The sequence below is a fragment of the Nostoc flagelliforme FACHB-838 genome (assembly GCF_014698065.1).
Classification (GTDB): Bacteria; Cyanobacteriota; Cyanobacteriia; order Cyanobacteriales; family Nostocaceae; genus Nostoc; species Nostoc flagelliforme_B.
Map to the genome: position 1 here is coordinate 1 of NZ_JACJSI010000046.1, position 23060 is coordinate 23060.

Genomic DNA, 23060 nt, shown 5'->3' on the forward strand with positions numbered 1-23060 from the left:
TTTAATTCAGCAACTAAAACGCCCAAGTATTCCTATGTGCTTGGTTTGATTTAAATTGTCGTGTGGTAGGGCTACGCCCCGCTCGCTATTTGTTCCAGTTGCGTAAGTCCTGAACTATTGTTCCCAACTTGACGCGTGGCGCACGTCCATACGGGATTATTGAAAATGTTGTCACTCACCCCAATTATCGACAACAGGGATTTGGTACACAAGTGCTGCATTATGCCTTAGCTTTGGCATGGGAGCAACAGTGTTATAAAGTGATGCTTTTAAGTGGCTCAAAACGTGAGGAGACTTTGCACTTCTATGAAAAAGTAGGGTTTAAGCGTGGAGTAAAAACCGGATTTGTTGCCCTACCTCCAGAAAAGTTGTAAGTAAGATTCATCCGGATTGGACAGCTTTTAAAAAGCCTAATTTATCTTTGGATTCCTTTTCATAAAATTGTCTTTTACAAAAAACTTAATTCTTAGGCGAAAATATTGAGTCAATCAGGCTGGAAATTTTTGATTGCGATCGCTAATTTTCAGTTTAATATTTTGAAATTTACCATCGAGGACAACTATCTAAAGAGTGAAAATTTTTCCTCAAAATCCAGCCCTGAGTTAGTTGTATAATCTCGATTAAAGACTAATAATATATTATGTAGGCCAAGATACATTTTACTTATTAAATGTTGCTATAGATCATGATGCATTGAGCTTGACGGCATTAACTCTCCTCGGCAATTCTAAAGACACGGCTATTTAAGGCCAATTATTTTACTGCTTGGTTGCAATTTTAGAACTGATGAAATCGCTTACTTGCACTAATTATCTTTATTGTTGCAATCTACCATATTACCACAGTATGCTTGCTTATTTTTAGCGTCATCTGCGGTTTTTGAAAAAATAAATAAGATTCCTATACCATCTGTAGTGAACATTGGGATAAATGTTATGAGATATCAAAGTAGCTACTCATAATATCCCGCATTTTAATTTTCCAGAGTTAACGGGTTTCATATCGAGGCATAACCAAATAACTATCTGGATATTTGTATTCACCTAACGTTGCATTCAGTATTTCCCAATAGTCAACCCAAAAAATTCAAAAGAGGATATTTCCATGTCTAGTTTGTTTCGTTGCTCATCAACAAAGGTTGCTTTGCTAGTTCTGGGAATGACCACAGCTATAATAAGTCCCATCGTAATTTCTACCCCAGCATTATCCCAAAGCACTGTTCCTACAACCCCATCTACAACCCCATCTACAACACCATCTGCAACACCATCACCAACTTCAACAGTTAACTTGTCTGATGTTTCCTCAGATTATTGGGCGCGTCCTTTCATTCAAGTTTTAGCTCAGAATAACGTGATTAGTGGCTTTCCTGATGGCAGTTTTAGACCGAATCAACCTGTGACTCGTGCTGAATTTGCTGCCTTGATTCAAAAAGCTTTCGGCAACCAAAACCGAGTTCGGCAATTAAGTCCAGGTGGATTTAGTGATGTTCCTGCTGGCTACTGGGCGGCTTCTGCAATTCAAAGCGCCTACGAAACTGGATTTTTGGCAGGCTATCCTGGGAACGTATTTAGACCAAATCAACAAATACCCAGGGTACAGGGAATCGTTGCTTTAAGTAATGGCTTGGGTTTGTCTGGTGGCGATACAAGTATTCTTAGTACTTACTACAACGATGCTTCAGCTATCCCAGACTACGCTGTTGGAAGTGTGGCAGCAGCAACACAAGGTAATCTTGTTGTCAACTACCCAGATGTAAAACAACTCAATCCACAACAGTCCTTGACTCGTGCTGAAGCAGCGGCACTTTTATACCAAGCTTTGGCTAGACAAGGACGGGTGCAACCCATTGCTAGTAATCTTCCAGCTAGTCAGTATATTGTAGCTGGAACTCCTGGCGGTACTCAAACCGGTACCGATATTGTTTCTCTTGCTGCATCTAGTAATTCTTTTACCACTCTGACTTCTTTATTAAAGACATCGGGTTTAGCAGATGTTCTGCAACAGGCGGGGCCTTATACAGTCTTCGCTCCCACCGATCAAGCATTTGCTGCTTTACCTGCTGCTACTTTACAACAGTTACAGCAACCAGAGAATAGAGATGCATTAGTTAAGATTTTGAGATATCACGTAGTTCCCGGTGCGGTAACTTCCAGTCAACTTTCGGCTGGGGAACTGAGAACCGATGAAGGAACACCAGTAAATATTCAAATTGATACCGCTAACAATCAAGTCGGCGTGAATAATGCCAGAGTTCTCCAGGCAGACGTGAAAGCTAGCAATGGTGTTATCCATGCAATTAACCAAGTCCTGATCCCAGCTGATGTTAATATCAGTCAGTTAAATCAGCCACCAACAGGAAACACAGATGGTACAACTGATACTACAGTAGGTAGAGCTACTCGTGGTGGCAGAAGCTATATCGGTGTTGCTGGTAATATTGGTTTGAGTGGCAGTGATACAGCTTTGAGTGAAGGTAACTTTACAGTAATCAGTAAACTTGGTCTGACACGCAATATATCAGTTCGGCCATCAGTATTGTTTGGAGACGATACAATATTTCTGGTTCCATTGACTTTAGATTTTTCTCCCCAAGCAGCAGGTGCGGTAGGGGAAAGAACCTTTGCTATATCTCCTTACGTGGGTGCTGGCGTAGCTATTGAAGCTAATCTTGATACTGATTTTGGATTACTGCTAACTGGTGGTGTAGACGTTCCTCTGGGTACTCGGTTTACGCTGACAGGTGCTGTAAATGCTGCTTTTATGGATGAAACTGATGTCGGGCTACTATTTGGAGTTGGCTACAACTTCTAAGAGTTAACAGTATCAACATACGCTAGGGGGCGCACAATTAGTTGTGCGCTCGCTCCTATTTAGGGGCGCTTGATGGCTAAAGTAAGCCCATCGGCGATGGGGACAAGGGAGAGTGTTATTCGTTCGTCATGATGTAACTTTTTGTTGAGCGCCCGGATAGATTGGGTGCTTTCATCTTGATATTGATCGTCAGCTACTTGTCCCGACCATAAAACATTATCAATAGCAATTAATCCACCTGGACGTACTAATTGCAGCGATCGCTCATAATATACATCATAATTTTCTTTATCAGCATCAATAAAGGCAAAATCATAAGTCTCGGCTTGCCCAGTTGCCAATAGCTGATCTAAAGTTTCCAAAGCTGGTGCTAATCGCAGATCGATTTTATCGGCAACCCCAGCTTTCTGCCAATACCGTCGGGCGATCGCAGTAAATTCTTCACTCACATCACAAGCGATAATCTTGCCATCAGTCGGTAGTGCTAAAGCTACAGAAAGTGAGCTATAACCTGTAAAAACTCCAACTTCCAAGGTTTTCCTCGCTCCAATTAACTGCACCAGAAGGCTCATAAACTGCCCTTGTTCTGGTGAAATCTGCATTCCACTCCAGGGATGATTGGCAGTTTCTTGGCGTAACTTCCCAAGAATTTCTGGTTCCCGCAGCGAAACTGATAAAAGATAATTGTAGAGTTGGTTATCAAGACCTATAGACTGTTTTGGCATGGTAGATGAAAGAATTGAGAGAATCTACAGTTATACTATCGCTGATAAGTGGAATCTCAGGAATAACATGGTGCGCTTAGTTTTGATAGCAATATTGCTGGTGCTAGTAACGGCTTGTGGCAGTATTGGACTGCTACCGACTAACGATTTAGTGCAAAAAGCGATCGCACTTGGGCTAGAGCAAACTCAACAAAAACTTAGCCAACAGTTGGATCTAGATTTTCAAGGATTTGAAATCAAACGTCTATCAATTGCCCAGGAACAACCCTTAACGATTGAAAATTTACCAGCTTTCCACGTTCGGGGAACCTACGACTTGATTATTAAGCTACCAAAACGACAGTTGACGCAACCAAAAAAACCCTTTGATGTTTACCTGCAAATTCAGCAAGAAGGTAAAACTTGGCGATTGCTGCTTCCAGATAAAGGTAGCAAAAATACTCAACCAATTTGGCGTAGTTATCTCATTCAATAGCTGGTTTGTGCAACTACAAAAACCATCACAATCACCTCTGTTACGACTCTTCCCAAAAAGGTAGCAAAGATACTCAACCTAATTGGCGTAGCTATCTCATTCAATAGCTGGTGTGTGCAAATAGAAAAACCAGCACAATTACTTAGGTATAAGTGCTAGGGTAAAGTCATGATCGAGGTGATAGTTTCACCGGAGACAGGATAAGATGTATATCAACTTTTTCATCAGTTCCATTACCGGAATTGTGATTGTGGTGCTAACGGCTTTTGGCTTACTGCAATGGTTGCACCTCCCTGCGGGTAACTTTCTTGATTGGGTGATTGGTGGTGCAAGCTTTTGGTGGCTATTGGTAATTGTTACCGTACCGTGGAATGTGCATTTTCAAGCCAAAGAAGTCTTAGCAGAAGCAGCACAATCAACTGAGAGAGGAATTCCAGTCGATGAAAAACAAGTGAAGTATGTGACAGTGTTGGCAAAGCGATCGCTCTGGGTTGCCATTGCTTTACACTTATTCTCAGCCGTTGGTCTTTATACACTTGCTGTCACTGGTATTAGTACGGTGGGGTATATAAGTTCTGGCGCAGCTTTGTTATTAACAATTCTCCGTCCAGCGATTCGCGCTTATGAGTATTTATATGCGCGGTTAACGATGATTCGCCAAGAATGGAAGTATCCGCGTGAAGATATTATTGAACTGCGCGATCGCTTCTCTATATTGGAACAAAAAATTCAGTCATTGGAAGATCAACTCAACGCCGAACAACCCTATTCATTACCCGCAACTCAACAACGCTTTGCCGAAGAGACTCGTAGAGATTTAGCTCAAGTTGCGGCTAATTTAGAAGAATTACGGGCGACAAATCAAACCGAACATGAGCGTTTGGGAAGAGAAGCCAGAAATGCGATCGCGCAACTTTCCACCGACGGGCAATTTCTCGATCATGTCCGCGAAATTATTCGATTTTTTAAGACTGCTTAATTATTGCTCCCATAACTCTAGGACTTACGCAAAATATCTCTTAAACTTTTATTTCTCCGTGTCCTCTGTGCCTCTGCGGTTCGTTTCTCTTTCTTCTTTCTTGTACTTAAATATGGTTTAGCGCATCTTCATACAGAATTGGTATAAGTCCTAAACTCAACATAACTGATACAAATAGTTAGGGACGTACAATTGTACGCCCCTATAGCCTCAGTCTCCTAATCAGCGTAATAGGGCTGAGGTACTACGAATAAGCATCCATTGGCAGACAAGAGCAAACAAAATTCCTGTCACCAAAAGCTGCATCAATGCGGCCAACAGCAGGCCAGAATTTATATTCACGAGTCCAAGGCGCAGGATAAGCAGCTTGCTCACGAGAATAAGGATGATGCCATTCTCCGGTGATAAGACTTTCGGCAGTGTGGGGTGCGTTCTTCAAAACATTATCTTGGGCATCCACCTTGCCAACTTCTATTTCGGCAATTTCTTGACGAATAGAAATTAACGCATCACAGAAACGATCTAATTCTTGTTTAGATTCACTTTCTGTAGGTTCCACCATGATTGTACCGCCTACAGGCCAGGAGACAGTTGGCGCATGGAAGCCATAATCTATCAGACGCTTGGCAACATCATCGATTTCGATACTTGCCGATTTTTTTAGCGATCGCAAATCTAAAATACATTCATGGGCAACCAGACCATTTTTCCCCTGATACAAAACCGGATAGTACGATTCCAGTTTCTTAGCAATGTAGTTAGCGTTGAGAATTGCCACCTTAGTTGCTTCGGTTAAACCCCCTGCACCCATCATGGCGATATACATCCAAGAAATCACCAAAATACTCGCACTACCCCAAGGCGCAGCCGCAACAGCACCAATACGTTGGGAATTAGAGATTTCTTCCCTACTCCCCACCACAGGATGTCCAGGTAGGAACGGCACAAGATGAGAAGCAACACCAATAGGCCCCATACCAGGGCCACCGCCACCATGAGGAATACAGAAGGTTTTGTGCAGATTCAAGTGACAAACATCCGCGCCAATATCCCCAGGACGGCAAATTCCCACTTGGGCGTTCATATTTGCCCCATCCATGTAAACTTGTCCACCGTGACTATGGACAACAGCGCAGATTTCCTGAATTGGCTCCTCAAAGACACCGTGGGTTGAGGGATATGTCACCATTAAGGCAGCTAAATCATTGCTGTGTTTTTCTGCCTTACTCTTCAGGTCATCAACGTCAATATTACCTTGTGAGTCACAGGCAACAGCCACAACCTTCATCCCGCACATCACTGCACTCGCTGGATTTGTCCCGTGTGCGGAAGTAGGAATCAAACAAACATTGCGGTGTGCTTCACCCCGATTTTCGTGATACTGACGAATGACTAAAAGTCCAGCATACTCACCTTGAGAACCGGCATTTGGTTGTAAAGAAATTCCTGCAAAACCAGTAATTTCAGCTAACCATGCCTCAAGTTGCTCAAACAGAAGTTGATAACCTTGCGTTTGTGACGCGGGGGCAAATGGATGAATTTTCCCAAATTTCTCCCAACTTACCGGAATCATCTCAGATGTCGCATTCAACTTCATTGTGCATGACCCTAAAGGAATCATCGATGTCGTTAGCGACAAGTCCTTGCTTTCTAGCTTGTGCAAATAGCGCAATAACTCAGTTTCTGAGTGATAGCGGTTAAAGACTGGGTGAGTGAGATATGTACTTGTACGGGAGAGAGGGAGATGGGAGGATGAGGAAACAGTTAATTCTTCTAAACTGAAGGGTAAATCATCTGTACCAGCGAAAATTTGCCAAAGGTCGATTAAATCTTTTGGTGTAGTTGTTTCATCCAGCGAGATACCAACAGCAGTTGCATCAAAAACCCGCAGGTTAATTTGCAATTTTTCGCTAGCTGCCAGAATATCTTCTAAATTTCGTCTTCCCAATTCAACTCGCAGCGTATCAAAGTAATCTTTGGAACTGATGTTGTAACCCAAACGCTTCAGTCCTTCCGCCAGCAACACTGTCAAAGAGTGGATATTTTCGGCAATTTGCTTCAGTCCAGCAGGGCCATGATAGACCGCGTACATACTCGCCATTACCGCCAGCAACACCTGTGCAGTACAGATATTACTAGTAGCTTTTTCACGACGAATGTGCTGTTCGCGGGTTTGCAAAGCGAGACGCAATGCAGGTTTACCCTGGGTATCTTTTGATACTCCAATAATTCGCCCTGGAACTAGCCGCTTATACTCTTCTTTTGTAGCGAAGTATGCCGCATGAGGGCCACCATTCCCCAAGGGAATACCGAACCGCTGAGTGCTGCCTACAGCAATATCAGCACCAAATTCCCCAGGAGGGGTTAGCAAAGTTAAACTTAAAGGATCTGCTGCTACCGTCACCAATGCACCCTTAGCATGGGCTTTTTCTATAAAAGCGCGGTAGTCGTAAATGGTGCCATCACTTGCAGGATATTGCAGAACAGCCCCAAAAATTGCTTGTTCAAAATCAAATGTTTGATGATCGCCAACAACAATCTTAATCCCCAATGGTTGAGCGCGTGTTTGCAACACATCGATAGTTTGGGGATGGCAGTCACGAGAGACAAAATAGGCATCTGCATGATTTTTGGAGACACCATAGCTTAGGCTCATTGCTTCAGCAGCTGCGGTGGCTTCATCAAGTAACGAAGCATTGGCAATTTCCAAACCTGTGAGGTCAATAATCAGGGTTTGAAAATTCAGCAGCGCTTCTAGTCGTCCTTGGGCAATTTCTGGCTGATAAGGAGTGTAGGCAGTATACCAACCGGGGTTTTCTAGGATGTTACGCCCAATTACAGGTGGGGTAATAGTATCGTAATATCCCATACCAATATATGAGCGGAAAACTTGATTTTTGGCAGCAACTTTTTTTAACGATGCCAGCGCTGCGTACTCACTTTCTGCTTCTGGTAACTTTAGCGGTTGCTTCAGCCGAATTGCCTGTGGAACTGTTTGGTCGATTAGGGCATCCAGGCTGGGAAACCCCAAAACCTTAAGCATAAGCTGGATGTCATCGGAGTTAGGGCCAATGTGTCTTGGCGCAAAATTACTTAATTTCTGACTTTTTTCGTCCAGCACTTGCTGCTCATGAGATTTGAGAATAGGGGCGTTTAATACCACAAATTACTCTCCAGACGGTACTATTTCATATTTTGCAATAAATACTGATGAGAAGTAGGTGTAATTTTTCAGTTCATCTAAATTTCATGATTTATTTTGAGATGGAGTGGGAGATGAGAGAGATGGCAATATCGTTCGGTTAAGGAATTTTTGGTTGAGGCAGCCTGTTCTTGGGCAGAGGGAGATGAGAGCAGGGGGAGCAGAGGGAGAAGAGAAGCAGAGGGAGAAAGAGCTACTTAGTAATAAGTAATGCTTCCTCCTCCCCTGCCTCCCCCGCCTCCCCTGCTTATCAGAACCAAATTCCCCTTGTTCCCCTTACCCCCTACTCCCCTTCTACCAGCGCCCGATACTCATCGGCTGTCAAGGCATCCTCAACTTCGCCAGGGTCATTGACGCGCACTTTCAAAAACCACCCTTCCCCGTAGGGATCTTCTGACACTTCTTCGGGAGAATTTATTAAGGCTTCATTCCGTTCTATAACGGTGCCTGTCACTGGTGAATTCAGTTCCTCAACGGCTTTCACGGATTCAATTGTGCCAAAGTTTTCTCCTCTAGCAAGAGCATCGCCAATTTCTGGCAGTTCCAAAAAGACGATATCACCCAATTCATGTGTGGCAAACTCAGTAATGCCAATGGTGGCAATTTCACCATCTATTCGCACATATTCATGAGAATCCAGGTATCTGAAATCTTGAGGATATTCAAAAGACATATCACTTCCTCTCCCTTATTAAAAAAATTATTGCCTCAATAGTCATCCAAGCCATATATGGTAATGAACCTTAGTGTAGATTGAATAACTCACAACACATTATTCCTCAAAAACCTCGGCGCTTATCAGTTGGCAACACGATTTTTTGACCGATAAAAGGGACGTTTAACCACAACTGATGGATAAGCTTTGCCGCGAATTTCGACTTCTAGCTGTTGACCGACGGTTGCTAGTTGGGTAGGAACGTAGGCTAAGGCAATGGGATAGCCAAGTGTCGGCGACAGAGTGCCACTAGTTACTTCTCCCACAACTTTACCTGCGGATAACACTTGATAACCATGACGGGCAATGTTACGTCCTTGAGTTTGCAAACCCACCAATCGGCGCTGGACTCCAGCGGCTTTTTGCTGTGCTAAAACTTCTCGACCAATAAAATCGCCTTTGGTATCTAAGTGAACTAGCCACCCCAAACCTGCTTCTAAGGGTGTGGTGATATCATCGATATCTTGTCCGTAAAGCGCCATCGCTGCTTCTAGCCGCAGGGTATCTCTGGCACCAAGCCCACAGGGGATGACACCAGCTTTATAGAGGTTTCGCCACAATTCTACCCCCACATCCGGGTCTACCATCACTTCAAAGCCATCTTCTCCGGTGTAACCTGTGCGGGCTAGGAAGGCAGGTTTACCTAGTAGGGTTGCTTCTAAATGTCCGAAAGCTTTGATTGGTTGTAAGTCTTCTTGCACTAATGGCTGGAGATATTTAATCGCTTTTGGCCCTTGCACGGCGATTAAGGCTTTATCTGGTGAAAGGTCTTGGAATTGCACATTATCCAGGTCAAGGTGTTGCAATAGCCATGCTTTATCTTTACTAGAGGTTGCCGCATTAACTATAATGAATGCCCTTTGTGTACCAGTGGTGTCTTCACCTTGGTAATAAACAATGATGTCGTCAATAATTCCGGCTTGGGGATTTAACAATACGGTGTATTGTGCTTGACCGGGTTGCAAACGACTCAAGTCAGAAGGCACTAAAGACTGGAGTTGGGAAATCAGGTTTTTACCTTGGAGGGTAAATTTGCCCATGTGGGAAATATCGAACATTCCGGCTGTATTTCTTCCAGCCTCGTGTTCGCGGCTAATTCCACTAAATTGCACAGGCATTTCCCAGCCGCCAAAGCTGGTAAGGCGTGCTTTGAGTTCTACACCCAATTGATATAAAGGGGTTCGCGCCAGAGATTGGGCGTTGTCTTCTTGATTAGCCACAGGTAATTTTGCGTAGATGCGGAGCAACTTGCCATTAGGCATCGCACCTCAACATCTATCATCCTACGAGAGATTAGGGAAGAGGTAACAGGTGACAGCTAATAGGGAATAATCTCTACCCTGTACCCTATTCCCTTCTTCACTCCTTTGTCCCCTTCTGTGAGGTTTAATAGTTAATGGTGCAAGTGTTGAGATTTATTAAGAAGACATTATGAAATATTGGCGATTGTTAGCTAGTTTTGTCTTAGCTATGGTTCTTTTTTGGTTTCCCTTATCGGCACAAGCTGCAAGTTCTTCCAGTATTACCCGTTCTATGGGTAATGATGAACTCAAGGGCAAGGATTACTCTGGTCAAAGTTTAGTTGGCACGGAGTTTACCAATCTCAAATTAGAGAATGCTAATTTTAGCAATGCTGACTTACGTGGTGTCGTGTTTAACGGTACTCTGCTGGAGGGAGTAAATCTGCATGGCGCTGATTTTAGTGAAGGTATAGCTTATCTAACAAGATTTAAAGATGCTGATTTAAGCGATGCTGTGTTGACTGATGCAATGATGCTGCGTTCTATTTTTGATGATGTAAATATCAAAGATGCTGATTTTACCAATGCAATTTTAGATGGAACGCAAGTGAAAAAACTTTGTGTTCAGGCAAGTGGTGTTAATTCTAAAACCGGTGTAAATACTCGCCAGTCTTTAGGATGTAAGTAGAATTTAACCCTTTCTTTGCTAGTGGAGAGCAGGGTGGTTTCATACGACGCTGCGCTATAGTTGAGCCTCAGAAGGTCAACGTTGAACCTCGGAAGGTCAGCGTTGAGCCTCGGAAGGTCAGCGTTGAGCCTCGGAAGGTCAGCGTTGAGCCTCGGAAGGTCAGCGTTGAGCCTCGGAAGGTCAAAGTTGAGCCTCGGTAGGTCAACGTCGAGCCTCAGAAGGTCAAAGTTGAGCCTCAGAAGGTCAAAGTTGAGTCTCAGAAGGTCAAAGTTGAGTCTCAAAAGGTCAACGTTGAGCTTTGGAACTCGAAATAGCTAGGCAATGTCTACGAAGGGCTACGTCTACTCGCTTTGGCAATGAGTGTGAGAATCGAACCGCAGAGACGCAGAGGGCGCGGAGGAAAAGTTTTAGAGGGTGGGTTAGCGCAGCAAGGTGTAGGGGCACGGCATGCCGTGCCCCTACGGGTGTACGTGACGTAAGCGAGAAACGCTATATATGTGTGTATTTGCTTAATTTTGGCATCTGTCGTTAGGATATGTTACAGGTGTAAAAATTATCTCTACTGCTAGCGAAGATGAATATTGACCCTGTAGTTAATGCACTTAAAAGTATTGCTAAACCTGCGGCTTCTCTAGTTATTAATCAAGCTCAACGCAATGAAACTGTAGTTAGAACTTTAAAACAATTCAATTTTGACCCAGTACAACCACCTAAAGATGTTGATGGTGTTTATGTTTATTCTTTAATTGAGTATGGTGTGGATAAGCAAGAAGTACTGCTGAATCTTTTTCGAGAAAGAGAAATTAAAAATGCTTTTTGGAGTGCTTATACTTCGAATGATCCTTTGGGTTTCTACAAGGAAGTAGAAAAGTTTTTGCAGGGAACGGATTCAGAATATGATATCCGATTGATGAGAATTGAACTGCGATCGCAGTTAGAGGAGTTTGGGGAAATATTTATTAAGGTTGCTAAAAAAAGTAAATCGAAAGAGTTTGAACCTTTCCCTGAATGGAATTTAGATGAGTATCCAACAGAATTTAAGTCGTTAATTAGAGAAAAAATTCGCTCGTTTTGTGGTCGTCAGTTTGTTTTTGACGCATTTAAGCAATTTTGCAATAAAAATCGCAGTGGTTATTTTACAGTAGTGGGTAATGCGGGGATGGGGAAGAGTACCATTGCTGCTAAATATGTCTGGGACAATAAATCACCATGCTATTTTAATATTCGCTCCGATGGTCGCAATCGAGCAGAGCTATTTCTGGAAAGTATTCGCAAGCAATTAATTAAGCATTACCAGTTGCAGAATGCTGAAAAGGCTAATTTAGCAGATTTATTAGAACAGGTTAGCAAAAAACTGACTGCTGGCGAACATCTTGTAATTGTAGTTGATGCGTTGGATGAAGTGGAACAAGAAGCAGGAGGGAATCTTTTAGATTTACCAACAGCGCTACCTGAACGTGTCTATTTTCTGCTGACTAGAAGACCCTATACCAGAGATAAAAAACGCTTGTCTGCACCAGATGTGCCAATAGAGGAGCTAGATTTAAGGGGAAGTCAGTATGTTGATTTGAGTCGTGAAGATATTAAGGAATATATTCGGTTCTTTTTGAATGACGAGAAAGACTATAAGAATGCACTTAGACAGTGGATTCAAAACCGCAATATTTATGATAACGATTTTGTTGAGCAGGTAGCAACTAAGAGTGAAAATAATTTCATGTACCTGCGCTATGTTTTGCCAGGAATTGCTAATGGTGACTATAATGACTTGAGTTTAAAGCAATTACCCGATGGGTTGCAAGAATATTATCAAGTCCATTGGCAGCGCATGGGGATGGAGGAAAAACTCCAGGAAGTAAAGGTATTTATTCTGTTTATTTTAGTGGAGATTGGAACACCGATTCCCTGTGAGATGATGGCAGCTATTGCTGAACAAGATGAATATGATGTGCAAGTAGTTTTAGATGAGTGGGTTGAGTATTTAAAGCCGCAAAATATTAAAGGAGAAAACTGCTACAGCATCTATCACGCTAGTTTTTTAGATTTTTTGAAAGCAAAACGAATTTTAGACGCTAAACGTAAACTATTTCAAGAGGTTAATCAACGCATTGCAGACTATCTTATAAAAGAGATGGCATGATATGGGAGAATTTGCTACTAAGTTAGCGGCACAAACCCCTGCTTTTCAACGTGCTTATTTAGGTACTTTGGCTCCAAGCCTGCTGAAGTCTGGCAATTTAGAAAAGTACTATCAACTCCTGACCGATTTTGATTTTATGGTGGCAAAGATTAACCATCCTGAGTTTGGAGTGGAAGCGTTAGTTAAAGATTATTATTTAATTGATGAATTTGCAGAGTTAGATCACCCAAAATATAAGTCAGAAAAAGTAAAAATCATCAAATTAATTCAAGGAGCATTGCTACTATCAGCCCATGTTGTGGAAGTTGATCAAACACAGTTATCTGGCCAGTTGCAGGGACGTTTAGTAGAAAAAAAAATCCCAGAAATTCAAGCACTATTAGTACAGAGCAAGCATAAAACTATTACACCTTGGTTATGTCCCTTAACTGTTAGCTTAACGCCACCAGGGAAAAACTTACTTCGCACCCTGGCTGGTCATCATCGCTCGGTAAATGCAGTTGCAGTAACTCCTAATGGTCAACAAGTGATTTCTGCTTCCGCTGACGGCACTTTAAAAGTTTGGAATCTCCAAACTGGAGAAGAACAGCTCACTCTGACTGGTCATCATGGCTCGGTAAATTCAGTAGCGGTAACTCCTAATGGTCAACGAGTGATTTCTGCTTCTAGTGACACTACCCTGAAAGTATGGAATCTGCAAACGGGGGAAGAACAGCTCACTCTGACTGGTCATGATAGCTCGATATATGCGGTTGCAGTCACTCCTGATGGTCAACGAGCAATTTCTGCTTCTGGTGACACTACCCTGAAAGAATGGAATCTTCAAACGCTGAAGGTATGGAATCTTCAAACCGGGGAAGAACTACTCACTCTAACTGGTCATAATGCCTCGGTAAATGCAGTTGCAGTCACTCCTGATGGTCAACAAGTGATTTCTGCTTCTAGTGACACTACCCTGAAAGTATGGAATCTCCAAACGGGTAAAGAACAACTTACACTATCAATATCGCCAACATTATTAAAATTCCTATTGCTGAAGTGGAATTCCTGGATAAGGAAAAAACAACTTGCCCTAACTTATCATTATGGCCCGGTATATGCAGTAGCGGTAACTCCTAATGGTCAACAAGTGATTTCTGCTTCTAATGACTGCACTGTGAAAGTTTGGAATCTCCAAACGGGGGAAGAACAACTCACTCTGACTGGTCATCATGGCTCGGTATATGCAGTAGCGGTAACTCCTAATGGTCAACAAGTGATTTCTGCCTCTGGTGACTGCACTGTGAAAGTTTGGAATCTTCAAACGGGGGAAGAACAACTTACCCTGACTGGTCATAATAGTACGGTAAATACAGTTGCTCTCACCCCTGATGGTCAACAAGTAATTTCTGCTTCTAGTGACTGCACTCTAAAAGTTTGGAATTTAGAAATCGGAGAGAAACAACCCACCTTAACCAGTCATAATAGCTCGGTAAATGCAGTTGCAGTCACTCCTGATGGTCAACGAGTGATTTCTGCTTCTAATGACTGCACTTTAAAAGTTTGGAATTTAGAAACCGGAGAGGAACAACTCACCCTGACTGGTCACAATGGCTCTATAAATGCAGTTACACTCACTCCTGATAGTCAAAAACTGATTTTTGCTTCTAGTGACTGCACTCTGAAAGTTTGGAATTTAGAAACTGGAGAGGAACAACTCACCCTAACTGGTCATAATGGCTCAATAAAAGCAGTTGCAGTCACTTCTGATAGTCAACGAGTGATTTCTGCTTCCGCTGACGGCACTCTAAAAGTTTGGAATCTCCAAACTGGAAAGGAACAACTCACTCTCACAGGCAATTTATTTTACTCGTTCATGTTGGCTTTAGGGAATTCCTTATTTAAATATCCTGATGCTAGTAAGGCAGGAAATAATTCTTCAGCAAGTACAACAGTCGAAGTTATAGGCTGGATGTTGACCTTGGTATTCCGCAGAGTTGGTAGTCATAATCAAGCACTCAATGCAATTGCGGTCACTCCTGATGGTCAAAAAGTGATTTCTGCTTCCGGCGACAGCAGCCTGAAAGTATGGCATCTGCAAACAGGAAAAGAACTACTCACTCTGAGAGGTCATACAGACTCGATAAATGCAGTTGCACTCACCGCAGATGGGCAACGGATAATTTCTGCTTCCGATAATCACACGCTGAAGGTGTGGCATCTGCAAACAGGGGAAGAACTACTCACTCTTACAGGTTATAGTAGCTTGGTAAATGCAGTCGCAGTTATCCCCAATGGGCAACCAGTGATTTCTGCATCCGAGGGCAATACCTTTAAAGTCTGGAATGTGTTAACAGGGGCGGAACTACTTACCCTCACTGGTCATACAGACTCGGTAAATGCAGTTGCAGTCACCGCCGATGGGCAACAGGTGATTTCTGCATCCAACGACAACACCCTCAAAGTCTGGAATCTTTCTACTGGTGAGGCTATAGCCACTTTCACAGGGGAAAGCCCCATCTCTTGCTGTACAGTTGCACCAGACGGCAAGAGAATTGTGGCAGGTGAAGCATCAGGTAGGCTGCATTTTTTGCGTCTTGAAGGAATGGCAGGAGAATAAGGAGAAATATTTCTATCTGCCAAAGATTTCATTGACGCTAATATTCACATCAGGTAAAGCTTGAATTGATAAACCTTGACCCCTAGTGAACTTTTGCATAAGCTGATATTCTGCGGCTGTTGGTTGTTGATAAACTTCCACAATTTGCTCGTTAATATCTACTAACCAAACTTCAATAATGTTAGCTTCTGCATATAAAGGAATTTTCTCTTCTCTGTCATACACAACAGTCGAATCAGCCACTTCAATTAATAAAAAAATATCCTGGGGTTGGGGGTGTGCAGTGGCGTAGAAATCATCACGGGGTTTAAGCAATGCGACATCTGGCTGAGGTTCTGAGTTATTGTTCAACGCGACCGGATTTTGAGCAGCAAGTATAACGCCTTTACCCAACAGCTGCACCAACAGATTAACAAGTCGATTTACACAAGCAGCGTGTTTTGTCCCAATCGGCGACATATCAATAATCTCTCCCCGAATCAATTCCACTCGGTCATCTTCTGTGAGAATCCCCGACTCAACCATCTTATGATATTGCTCAACTGTAAATTTTCGTCTTACTAAGTGCACAGTTATAATTACCTCCACTACTGCTTTATCTTTTCATTATTCTCCAAAATTATGAACTCACCACCCAAACCACGCACTGCAATCAATTCCAGAGGACATCCAACGGAGTTTGAGCAAATCATTCAAGAAAAAAGCCTAAACTTTGTCGGTCGTGAATTTGTCTTCACGGCTATTAACAACTTTCTCGACCGCGATCGCCACGGTTACTTCACTATCATTGGCGCACCTGGTAGCGGTAAAAGTGCCATCCTCGCCAAATATGTGACAAACAATCCTCAAGTTATTTATTACAATGCCGAACTTGAGGGTAAAAATCGTGCTGACGAATTTATCATAAATATCTGCACGCAACTCATTAATCAATACTCGCTTAATTACACTTTTCTCCCTGATAACGTCACAGAGGGAAGTTGGTTTTTCTCTAGTCTTCTCCAGCAAATCAGCGATGAGTTAGAACCTCATCAAAAACTGATAATTGCCATTGATGGGTTGAATTGCATTGACCGCAATAGTCAACCACCTGGTACAAATCTGTTTTATCTCCCCCGCTATCTCCCGGATGGGGTCTATTTCCTCCTCACTCGTAGACCTTTCTTGCGGGAGAAGTCGGGTTTATTAATTGAAACGCCGTCGCAAAGTCTTGATTTAGCAGATTTTCCAGAAGAAAATCGGCGGGATATTCAAGCGTATATTCAAAATTACCTAACCCCCCTTCCCTACGAGGGAAGGGGGGGACAAGATTACTCCCCTCCTCTCGTAGGGGAGGGGTTGGGGGAGAGGTCAAATCTTATATCTTGGTTGAGTAATCACCAGATTAATGAGCAAGAGTTTTGCGATCGCACCACCACTTTGAGCGAAAATAATTTTATGTATGTTAGCCAGATAATAGGTGCGATACCTTCTCTGCGAGACGCTACGCGAACGGTAAGCTTCTCTACGAGACGCTCCGCGAACGCTAACGCAGAAAATTTCTACCTGGAATCTTTCGAGTCCAATCAACTCCCGCCTGGTTTAGAAGCATATTATCAGCAGCATTTACACAAAATGTTTCCACCAGAAGAAGGGACGGAACACAGCATAGATGTATTAAATGTCTTTATACAGCAGCAAAAAGCAATATCTGTAGATGCTATAGCTAATATAATCAATACAGATGAATACGAAGTTGAAGAAGTTCTAGAAAGTTGGCTTGAATTCTTACACCAAGAACAAATTGCCGGAGAAATTCATTATAGTCTCTATCATTCCAGCTTCCGTCACTGGTTAGGTACGCAACAAATACAATCTGATTATTGACTATTGATTAATTCCTGCAATTCTTCCCTTACAGATAAAGGCTGATACCCCAATGCAAATGCTTTGGAACTATCCAAAGAAACATCTGTTGGTCTAGGTGCTGCCATTTTGACATCTTGTTGCCGGCAGGATTTAAGACTAGTGCTAGGAAGTTGAAATACTTCCACTAATATTTGTCCAAAATCATAACGCGAAATCCGCTCTTTGCCACCTAAATGAATGATGCCGTTGACTTTTTTTAATGCTAATAAAAGTCCTTTGGCGGCGGTTGCTCCACTTACTGGGGTGCGAAATTCATCTATAAATAAACTTAGTTCTTTTTCTGCTTGTAAAGTCTCAACAAACGGCTGAATAAAGCTTTTAGCTGTGGGTGTTGCCGCACCAAACATCAACGGCATTCGACAGACTGCTGTTATGGGATGCCTTTCTAGCATACCTGCCTCTGCGATCGCTTTCTGCTCACCGTAAAGATTGACGGGACACACGGCATCTGTTTCTTGATAGGGAGCATTTAAGCCATCAAAAACTAAGTCGGTGGAAGTAAAAGCACAAGGAATAGAATTATCCGCGCAAAGTCCGGCAATATTGCAGGATGCAATGACATTAATTGCGTGTGATTCTTGAGGGTGGGCTTGACAAAAATTCGGTTGTGAATGTGCAGCAGTATGAATAACTGCTGTTGGTTTGACATTATTAAAGATACTTTTTAATTCATGAAAATTTGTTAAATTTGCTTTTAACATTTTCATGCCAGGAATCTCTAAAGAATGGGATAAATAAGTGCCATAAATTTCCCATTCTTGTTTGGCAAGCTGACAAAGATGCCATCCTAAAAAACCACTTGCCCCGGTGATTAACAATTTTTTCATGTCTAATCGTAAACCGCTCAAGAAAAATACCTTTCTACAGCAGACTTATATTCTAATACGCTTGGGTTAAGGGCTACTGGCAAAAATTTTGGGTTTTATAGACGCCATAAATCGCCGTCTCTACAAGTGTTTTGGTCTTATCTGAACTGTATTGGCTTATATTCTACACTGAGCGGTGGTTACAACAGACTATTGCAGCAATTCCTGAAACTGCTTTTGACTACGCACTTTGCTAAAGTCTGGGTCAGTTTTTGCTAATTTCTTGTATTTATCAGGAACAAGCTTGATTGCTTTGCTTAGGTTGCCAATTGCTAATTCTAGATTGCTTTGTAAAGCATAAGAGCAAGCTTTATTGTAATATGCTTGGTGCAAATCTTGCTTGATGGCGATCGCTTTATCATAAGATGTGATCGCATCTTGGTAGCGGTGCAGCTTTGTCAAAGCTATGCCTCGGTTAATTAAGGCTTCGTATTTGCCAGGTTGGATAGCGATCGCTTTGTCGTAAGATACAAGAGCGTCTTGGTAGCGTTGCAGCGATTTTAAAGCTATGCCACGGTTATACCAAGCTTCATATTTGTCGGGTTGGATAGCGATCGCTTTGTCGTAAGATACAAGAGCATCTTGGTAGCGTTGCAACGATGTTAAAGCTATGCCACGGTTAATCCAAGCTTCAGGACTCTCAACTTTGATTGCGATCGCTTTTTCATAAGCTTTTATCGCATCTTCATAACGTTGCCCATCTAATAAATCATTGCCTTGATGAAAGAAATCTTCTGCTTTTTGCGTAGCCTTCGCTTCTATGAAAAGTTGGGTTACATTGGTCTCTTTCACAACCTGTGTAGTATTTTCTATTGATGAGTTTGCCCCACCACTACAGCCAAACGCAAAGAAAACTATTAAGTTAGATGCAACGAAGCAGCGCCGAAAAACCATGCTGTACCTACAAAACTTATAAAGTGATATTAAAATTTGTTCGCTTTTTGAGTATTACTAAAAATACACTAGTTTCTACCCATTAATTTACTCATTTTTTAATAAAGAGCTTTGTTAAGGACGCATAAATGATTATTAAAATTAAGTGTTTATCACATTATCATATTAAATATACATAAAGCAATTACTTAGAAAATATTTCACCCAAAAAACGATCATTTCTGTTGCCATATACGCTGCGATCGCACTTGTCTGGTGTACTCTGTTTCAATTACCAAGGGTGCGATCGTACTCGTTTTTCACTAAACAATGATGTTATTTGCTTTATGTATTAATCAATGGCTACAACGTGCTTTGTCAATATGCACAACAATCTTCAGCCAAGTCAAACACAACTTTTAATTGCATATTGAGCATGGCGTGATCAGAAACTGAGTAAAAACGCAAAGAGGCAAAGCCTTACTTCGCGCTTTTGCCTCTTTGCATAAAACCTAATTAATGCCAAACACTGACTCGACGGTTGACTTAATCGAATCTCTTGCATCCTTCAAAGTTTGACTAATGGGATGTTTTGCCTGTAAAAATACACGCGCACAATTGCGTCCCGGCATTCCCGAAATCGAACCACCTGGATGAGTACCAGCACCAGTTAAAAATAGATTTTCAATTGGCGTTTTGTAGTTCGCTATTTCTGGCAAGGGACGGAAAAACACCATCTGATCTAGGGTCATGTCAATATGGTAATAATTTCCTTTATATGCGCCTAATCTTTCTCCTAGTTCTGCTGGACTTTCTACACGACGGGCAATAGTTGCACTCTTGACATTGGGTGCATAGTCTGCCAATTTATCAACCACCCTATCTGCAACTTTGTTTTTCAATTCATCTGTCCAACCAGTACCTTTTAAACCAGTGCCTTCAGCACCAGCAATTTGATAAGGGGCAAAATACTCAATCCATACGGTGTGCTTACCTGGCGGTGCTAATGTGGGGTCTAAATAGCTAGGCATGACCACATACATTGATGGGTCAGCATCAGGAATCTGTCCCAAGGTACATTTACTATGAGCCTCTTCTACATGAGCCACCGAATCGGCAATTAAGATAGAACCAACGAGATATTCGTCTTTATGGGCGTGGTATGGAAAGCGCAGTGGTTCGTCTAAAGCCAAATCTATCTTGAGGATAGTTTCGTTATTGTTAACGATGCGGCGTTCTAATCTTTCCCATAAATTTGGGTCGGCTCCATCGACGTCAGTTTTATCAGTCATTTGTAAAAATAACCGCTTGGCATCAATATTAGAAATAACGCCGTATTTAGCGCGATATTCTTTACCACCAGCAACCCGCACACCTACAGCTTTTCCATCATCAATTAAAACTTTTTCAACATGCTGGTCTGTAAGAATAACGCCACCTTTGCTTGTGACTAAATTCACCAAAGCTTGTACAAGTGCGCCAGTTCCGCCGCGCGGTCTAGCCATTCCAGGATTGTGACGCATCGCCATCATAATTGCACCAATGGCAAGAGTTTTTTGCGATGGCGGCGCACCAAGTTCTGCTGCGAGTCTGGCTAATGGCGCTTTTAGAAATTCCTCATCAAACCACTCGTTAAGTAAATCCTCAGCGCTGGTTAACATGGTGCGAATAAAGTCCAGCGTTTTGTTTGGGGAACCAATCATCGAAAATAAATCTTTGAATTTTTTGATATCGTAGTTGCCCACAATATCTATAATTGACTTGGGCGGTGCATTAAACATAGGAACCATTGCACCGATCGCTCGTTGCCAATAGTCTACAAATTCTGCGTATTTTTTGGCATCACGCTCATTATAACGAGCGATTTCGGCACAAGTCTTTTCCAGCGATTTATGTGCTAAGAAATACTTCCCATCAGGATGAGGACAGAAAACAACTGGATCACACTCCAAATAATGCAAGCCGTATTTTTCTAGTTCTAATTCTTCAACAACTGGCCCTAAGTGAATAAATTCATGGTCAATAGCACACAAGTTAAATTTAAATCCGGGAGCTTCTTGCGGTAAACATTCTTCAGTTGTTGCTGCACCACCTGGAACAGAACGCTTTTCTAGTAACAGGACGCTATAACCAGCTTTCAGCAAGTAAGCTGCACAAACTAACCCATTGTGTCCAGCACCGATAAGCACAACATCATACTCTTGCATAGTTGGAATTTATAAATAAGTAGATTTTAAAAGCTTATAAAACTTTTAATAAATTTACATCACTCCCTAGTTACAAAAAATATCTTTAACTAGTGTTAATACCGCTAAGGAGATAGTACGGTTAACGATGATGGTATTTGCTTTACTTGAGTTTCTACCAGAAGTATTAAACTACCAATTTCTACTTTTATATCTTTAATAGAAAAGGCTATATCTTCCCATTTAAGATATGGTAGACCCATTATTTCTTTAGCTTTATGCATAAATGCTGTAACTAATTCTATTGAAATACCCTCTCCCTCAGTGCAGTTAAAACTCTCCAGCATCGCGGGTTGTAAATTAGTCCGTGGGCGAAGAATCGCGGTGTAACCGAAAGGGCGAGTCTTTCCCATTTCTTTTAACAGCACCTTTCCTCTACATTCTATTTTGCCATCACCAGGTAAAAATACCTGAATTTTTTGCGGCTCAAAACTAACAATATCGCCATCAACATCCAACTGCAAATTTTGCATCTGGGTGCGAATCAAGTCTGAGGTCAAGGCGTGGTTAATATCTACTTCTGTAACTATAATGCGAACTATGGCATTTACTGGCTCATTAAGTTCTATTTGACCAAAAATAGCGCTGAAGGGATTAATGGCAATACTTTCTGTTTGCAGTTTTATTTCCTGTACCCGAAGGCCTTCTTGGATTACTAATCCTTGGCCTGTAACCGAAACTCCATCCGCCTGTCCCTGAACTATTTTCAAAAGATCGGTTTGTACATCTACTTCTATTTCTTCTACTGTATCTAGCTTTTCGGATACTCTCCTTTCAGCTTCCTGTGATAGAAATTTTTCCTCCAACCGATTCTCATCAGGCATGAATTGGTAATCTCCTAAATTTCCTCTTATTAGTTACTGTAAAGGCTAATTCTGGAGAGTGAATCTATATTGGGGTATATGTTAACTTAGAAGATTTTTCAAGATGGGTAAAAATTTTGGTCAATAAATTCCTTTTTCAGTTCTTTACTCTGTGTTATCAGCATTTATGTAGTTATAAAAGTGACTTTTAAACCGCCCAGACGCAGAGGAGGACACTTGTATGGGCGGGTTTACCGACTTGAGCAAAGTGTCCGTGGTGCAAAGAAAAAAAGAAATTTTACAAATTTCCTGGAAAGAGCTATTTTTATCCCCTCAACCCTTGCAATTTTACCTGTTTTGAGAAATGAAACGGTCTTACGTTAAAAAGAGCGTTGGGGGGAGCAAAAGCTTATGGAGCAACTCTAGAAGACTGATGTGTACAACGTAGCCTCTCAAAAAAGAAGAGTACATTCGCTCATAACAGCGCGTCTGCTATTATCAAAAATTGGTGAGAGAGTTGACCTGGGGAACATCCTAGAGTGAAGATAAAAAGGTTAGATATCTTTTTGCCAAAGTACTAAGTACATCAGTCTGCTTATTTCGTTTCATATCCCTACTTTTGGGATAAAGATGAAGGGTAAGGGCGATACATAATTAACGCGGCAAAAACTTAAAAAAGTCCGCACAGATTGCTAAGACGTGCGGCAGTACCAAATTGAAGGAACTGCTGTGGGAAACCTTTGCAGGTGACGTTTTTCCTTCTGAAAAGACGCTTTGGCGAACGTC

The 23060-nt window shown here is 42.0% G+C and carries 17 protein-coding genes; 8 read left to right on the plus strand and 9 right to left on the minus strand.

Going from position 1 to position 23060, the window contains the following annotated elements; genetic code table 11:
* The first annotated feature begins 128 nt into the window (after positions 1-128).
* Both H6G97_RS21075 and H6G97_RS21080 read left to right on the plus strand, forming a co-directional pair.
* The gene (locus H6G97_RS21075; protein ID WP_242055043.1) at positions 129-374 is read left to right on the plus strand and encodes a GNAT family N-acetyltransferase; all 246 of its coding nucleotides are present in this window, start codon (positions 129-131) and stop codon (positions 372-374) included.
* A gap of 730 nt (positions 375-1104) precedes the next feature.
* Positions 1105-2814 carry a fasciclin domain-containing protein gene (locus tag H6G97_RS21080; protein WP_190942640.1) on the plus strand — a complete coding sequence of 570 codons (1710 nt, stop codon included), beginning with the start codon at positions 1105-1107 and terminating at the stop codon, positions 2812-2814.
* Between the two features lie 59 nt (positions 2815-2873).
* On the opposite strand, the gene H6G97_RS21085 is transcribed toward H6G97_RS21080, so the two are convergent.
* Entirely contained in the window at positions 2874-3539 is a 666-nt protein-coding gene (locus H6G97_RS21085) for a class I SAM-dependent methyltransferase (protein WP_190942641.1), read from the minus strand.
* A gap of 67 nt (positions 3540-3606) precedes the next feature.
* On the opposite strand from H6G97_RS21085, the gene H6G97_RS21090 reads away from it, so the two are divergent.
* Together H6G97_RS21090 and H6G97_RS21095 are read left to right on the plus strand one after the other, a co-directional pair.
* Positions 3607-4014: a hypothetical protein gene (locus H6G97_RS21090; RefSeq protein ID WP_190942671.1), complete on the plus strand. Its 408-nt coding sequence runs from the start codon at positions 3607-3609 to the stop codon at positions 4012-4014.
* Positions 4015-4219: 205 nt separating this feature from the next.
* Entirely contained in the window at positions 4220-4993 is a 774-nt protein-coding gene (locus H6G97_RS21095) for a hypothetical protein (RefSeq protein ID WP_190942642.1), read from the plus strand.
* Between the two features lie 244 nt (positions 4994-5237).
* Here the strand turns inward: H6G97_RS21095 and gcvP are convergent, their stop codons facing one another.
* The 3 genes from gcvP to gcvT form a co-directional block, all read right to left on the minus strand.
* Positions 5238-8156, minus strand: coding sequence for an aminomethyl-transferring glycine dehydrogenase (gene gcvP / locus H6G97_RS21100; protein ID WP_190942643.1), 2919 nt, complete (start codon positions 8154-8156; stop codon positions 5238-5240).
* Positions 8157-8478: 322 nt separating this feature from the next.
* On the minus strand, positions 8479-8868 hold the full coding sequence (gcvH, locus tag H6G97_RS21105) for a glycine cleavage system protein GcvH (RefSeq protein WP_190942644.1): 390 nt from the start codon (positions 8866-8868) through the stop codon (positions 8479-8481).
* 125 nt (positions 8869-8993) lie between these two features.
* Positions 8994-10130, minus strand: coding sequence for a glycine cleavage system aminomethyltransferase GcvT (gcvT, locus tag H6G97_RS21110; protein WP_190942672.1), 1137 nt, complete (start codon positions 10128-10130; stop codon positions 8994-8996).
* 211 nt (positions 10131-10341) lie between these two features.
* Between gcvT and H6G97_RS21115 the strand changes: the two genes are divergently transcribed.
* The 3 genes from H6G97_RS21115 to H6G97_RS21125 all read left to right on the plus strand — a co-directional run bounded on the left by H6G97_RS21115 (position 10342) and on the right by H6G97_RS21125 (position 15578).
* Positions 10342-10839 carry a pentapeptide repeat-containing protein gene (locus H6G97_RS21115; RefSeq protein WP_190942645.1) on the plus strand — a complete coding sequence of 166 codons (498 nt, stop codon included), beginning with the start codon at positions 10342-10344 and terminating at the stop codon, positions 10837-10839.
* A gap of 574 nt (positions 10840-11413) precedes the next feature.
* Positions 11414-12979: a P-loop domain-containing protein gene (locus tag H6G97_RS21120; RefSeq protein WP_190942646.1), complete on the plus strand. Its 1566-nt coding sequence runs from the start codon at positions 11414-11416 to the stop codon at positions 12977-12979.
* A gap of 1 nt (position 12980) precedes the next feature.
* Positions 12981-15578: a WD40 repeat domain-containing protein gene (locus H6G97_RS21125; RefSeq protein WP_190942647.1), complete on the plus strand. Its 2598-nt coding sequence runs from the start codon at positions 12981-12983 to the stop codon at positions 15576-15578.
* A 12-nt stretch (positions 15579-15590) separates the two neighbouring features.
* On the opposite strand, the gene H6G97_RS21130 is transcribed toward H6G97_RS21125, so the two are convergent.
* Complete coding sequence (locus H6G97_RS21130) at positions 15591-16154, minus strand: Uma2 family endonuclease (RefSeq protein ID WP_190942673.1); 564 nt, start codon at positions 16152-16154, stop codon at positions 15591-15593.
* Between the two features lie 45 nt (positions 16155-16199).
* Here H6G97_RS21130 and H6G97_RS21135 point away from each other — a divergent pair, with 45 nt between their 5' ends.
* The gene (locus tag H6G97_RS21135) at positions 16200-17444 is read left to right on the plus strand and encodes an ATP-binding protein (RefSeq protein WP_190942648.1); all 1245 of its coding nucleotides are present in this window, start codon (positions 16200-16202) and stop codon (positions 17442-17444) included.
* Here the strand turns inward: H6G97_RS21135 and H6G97_RS21140 are convergent.
* The 4 genes from H6G97_RS21140 to H6G97_RS21155 form a co-directional block, all read right to left on the minus strand.
* Positions 17438-18313, minus strand: coding sequence for an SDR family oxidoreductase (locus tag H6G97_RS21140; RefSeq protein WP_190942649.1), 876 nt, complete (start codon positions 18311-18313; stop codon positions 17438-17440). The genes H6G97_RS21135 and H6G97_RS21140 overlap by 7 nt on opposite strands.
* Positions 18314-18502: 189 nt before the next feature.
* Positions 18503-19246: a tetratricopeptide repeat protein gene (locus H6G97_RS21145; protein ID WP_190942650.1), complete on the minus strand. Its 744-nt coding sequence runs from the start codon at positions 19244-19246 to the stop codon at positions 18503-18505.
* Positions 19247-19737: 491 nt separating this feature from the next.
* On the minus strand, positions 19738-21432 hold the full coding sequence (crtO, locus tag H6G97_RS21150; protein ID WP_190942651.1) for a beta-carotene ketolase CrtO: 1695 nt from the start codon (positions 21430-21432) through the stop codon (positions 19738-19740).
* A gap of 104 nt (positions 21433-21536) precedes the next feature.
* The gene (locus H6G97_RS21155) at positions 21537-22295 is read right to left on the minus strand and encodes an LmeA family phospholipid-binding protein (RefSeq protein WP_190942652.1); all 759 of its coding nucleotides are present in this window, start codon (positions 22293-22295) and stop codon (positions 21537-21539) included.
* Positions 22296-23060: the final 765 nt, after the last annotated feature.

Bases quoted from the DNA above. Each gene is read 5' to 3' on its own strand.
- H6G97_RS21080 (WP_190942640.1), top strand. From the start codon at position 1,105: ATGTCTAGTTTGTTTCGTTGCTCATCAACAAAGGTTGCTTTGCTAGTT.
- H6G97_RS21085 (WP_190942641.1), bottom strand. From the start codon at position 3,539: ATGCCAAAACAGTCTATAGGTCTTGATAACCAACTCTACAATTATCTT.
- H6G97_RS21090 (WP_190942671.1), top strand. From the start codon at position 3,607: ATGGTGCGCTTAGTTTTGATAGCAATATTGCTGGTGCTAGTAACGGCT.
- H6G97_RS21095 (WP_190942642.1), top strand. From the start codon at position 4,220: ATGTATATCAACTTTTTCATCAGTTCCATTACCGGAATTGTGATTGTG.
- gcvH (WP_190942644.1), bottom strand. From the start codon at position 8,868: ATGTCTTTTGAATATCCTCAAGATTTCAGATACCTGGATTCTCATGAA.
- H6G97_RS21115 (WP_190942645.1), top strand. From the start codon at position 10,342: ATGAAATATTGGCGATTGTTAGCTAGTTTTGTCTTAGCTATGGTTCTT.
- H6G97_RS21120 (WP_190942646.1), top strand. From the start codon at position 11,414: ATGAATATTGACCCTGTAGTTAATGCACTTAAAAGTATTGCTAAACCT.
- H6G97_RS21125 (WP_190942647.1), top strand. From the start codon at position 12,981: ATGGGAGAATTTGCTACTAAGTTAGCGGCACAAACCCCTGCTTTTCAA.
- H6G97_RS21135 (WP_190942648.1), top strand. From the start codon at position 16,200: ATGAACTCACCACCCAAACCACGCACTGCAATCAATTCCAGAGGACAT.
- H6G97_RS21140 (WP_190942649.1), bottom strand. From the start codon at position 18,313: ATGAAAAAATTGTTAATCACCGGGGCAAGTGGTTTTTTAGGATGGCAT.
- H6G97_RS21145 (WP_190942650.1), bottom strand. From the start codon at position 19,246: ATGGTTTTTCGGCGCTGCTTCGTTGCATCTAACTTAATAGTTTTCTTT.
- crtO (WP_190942651.1), bottom strand. From the start codon at position 21,432: ATGCAAGAGTATGATGTTGTGCTTATCGGTGCTGGACACAATGGGTTA.
- H6G97_RS21155 (WP_190942652.1), bottom strand. From the start codon at position 22,295: ATGCCTGATGAGAATCGGTTGGAGGAAAAATTTCTATCACAGGAAGCT.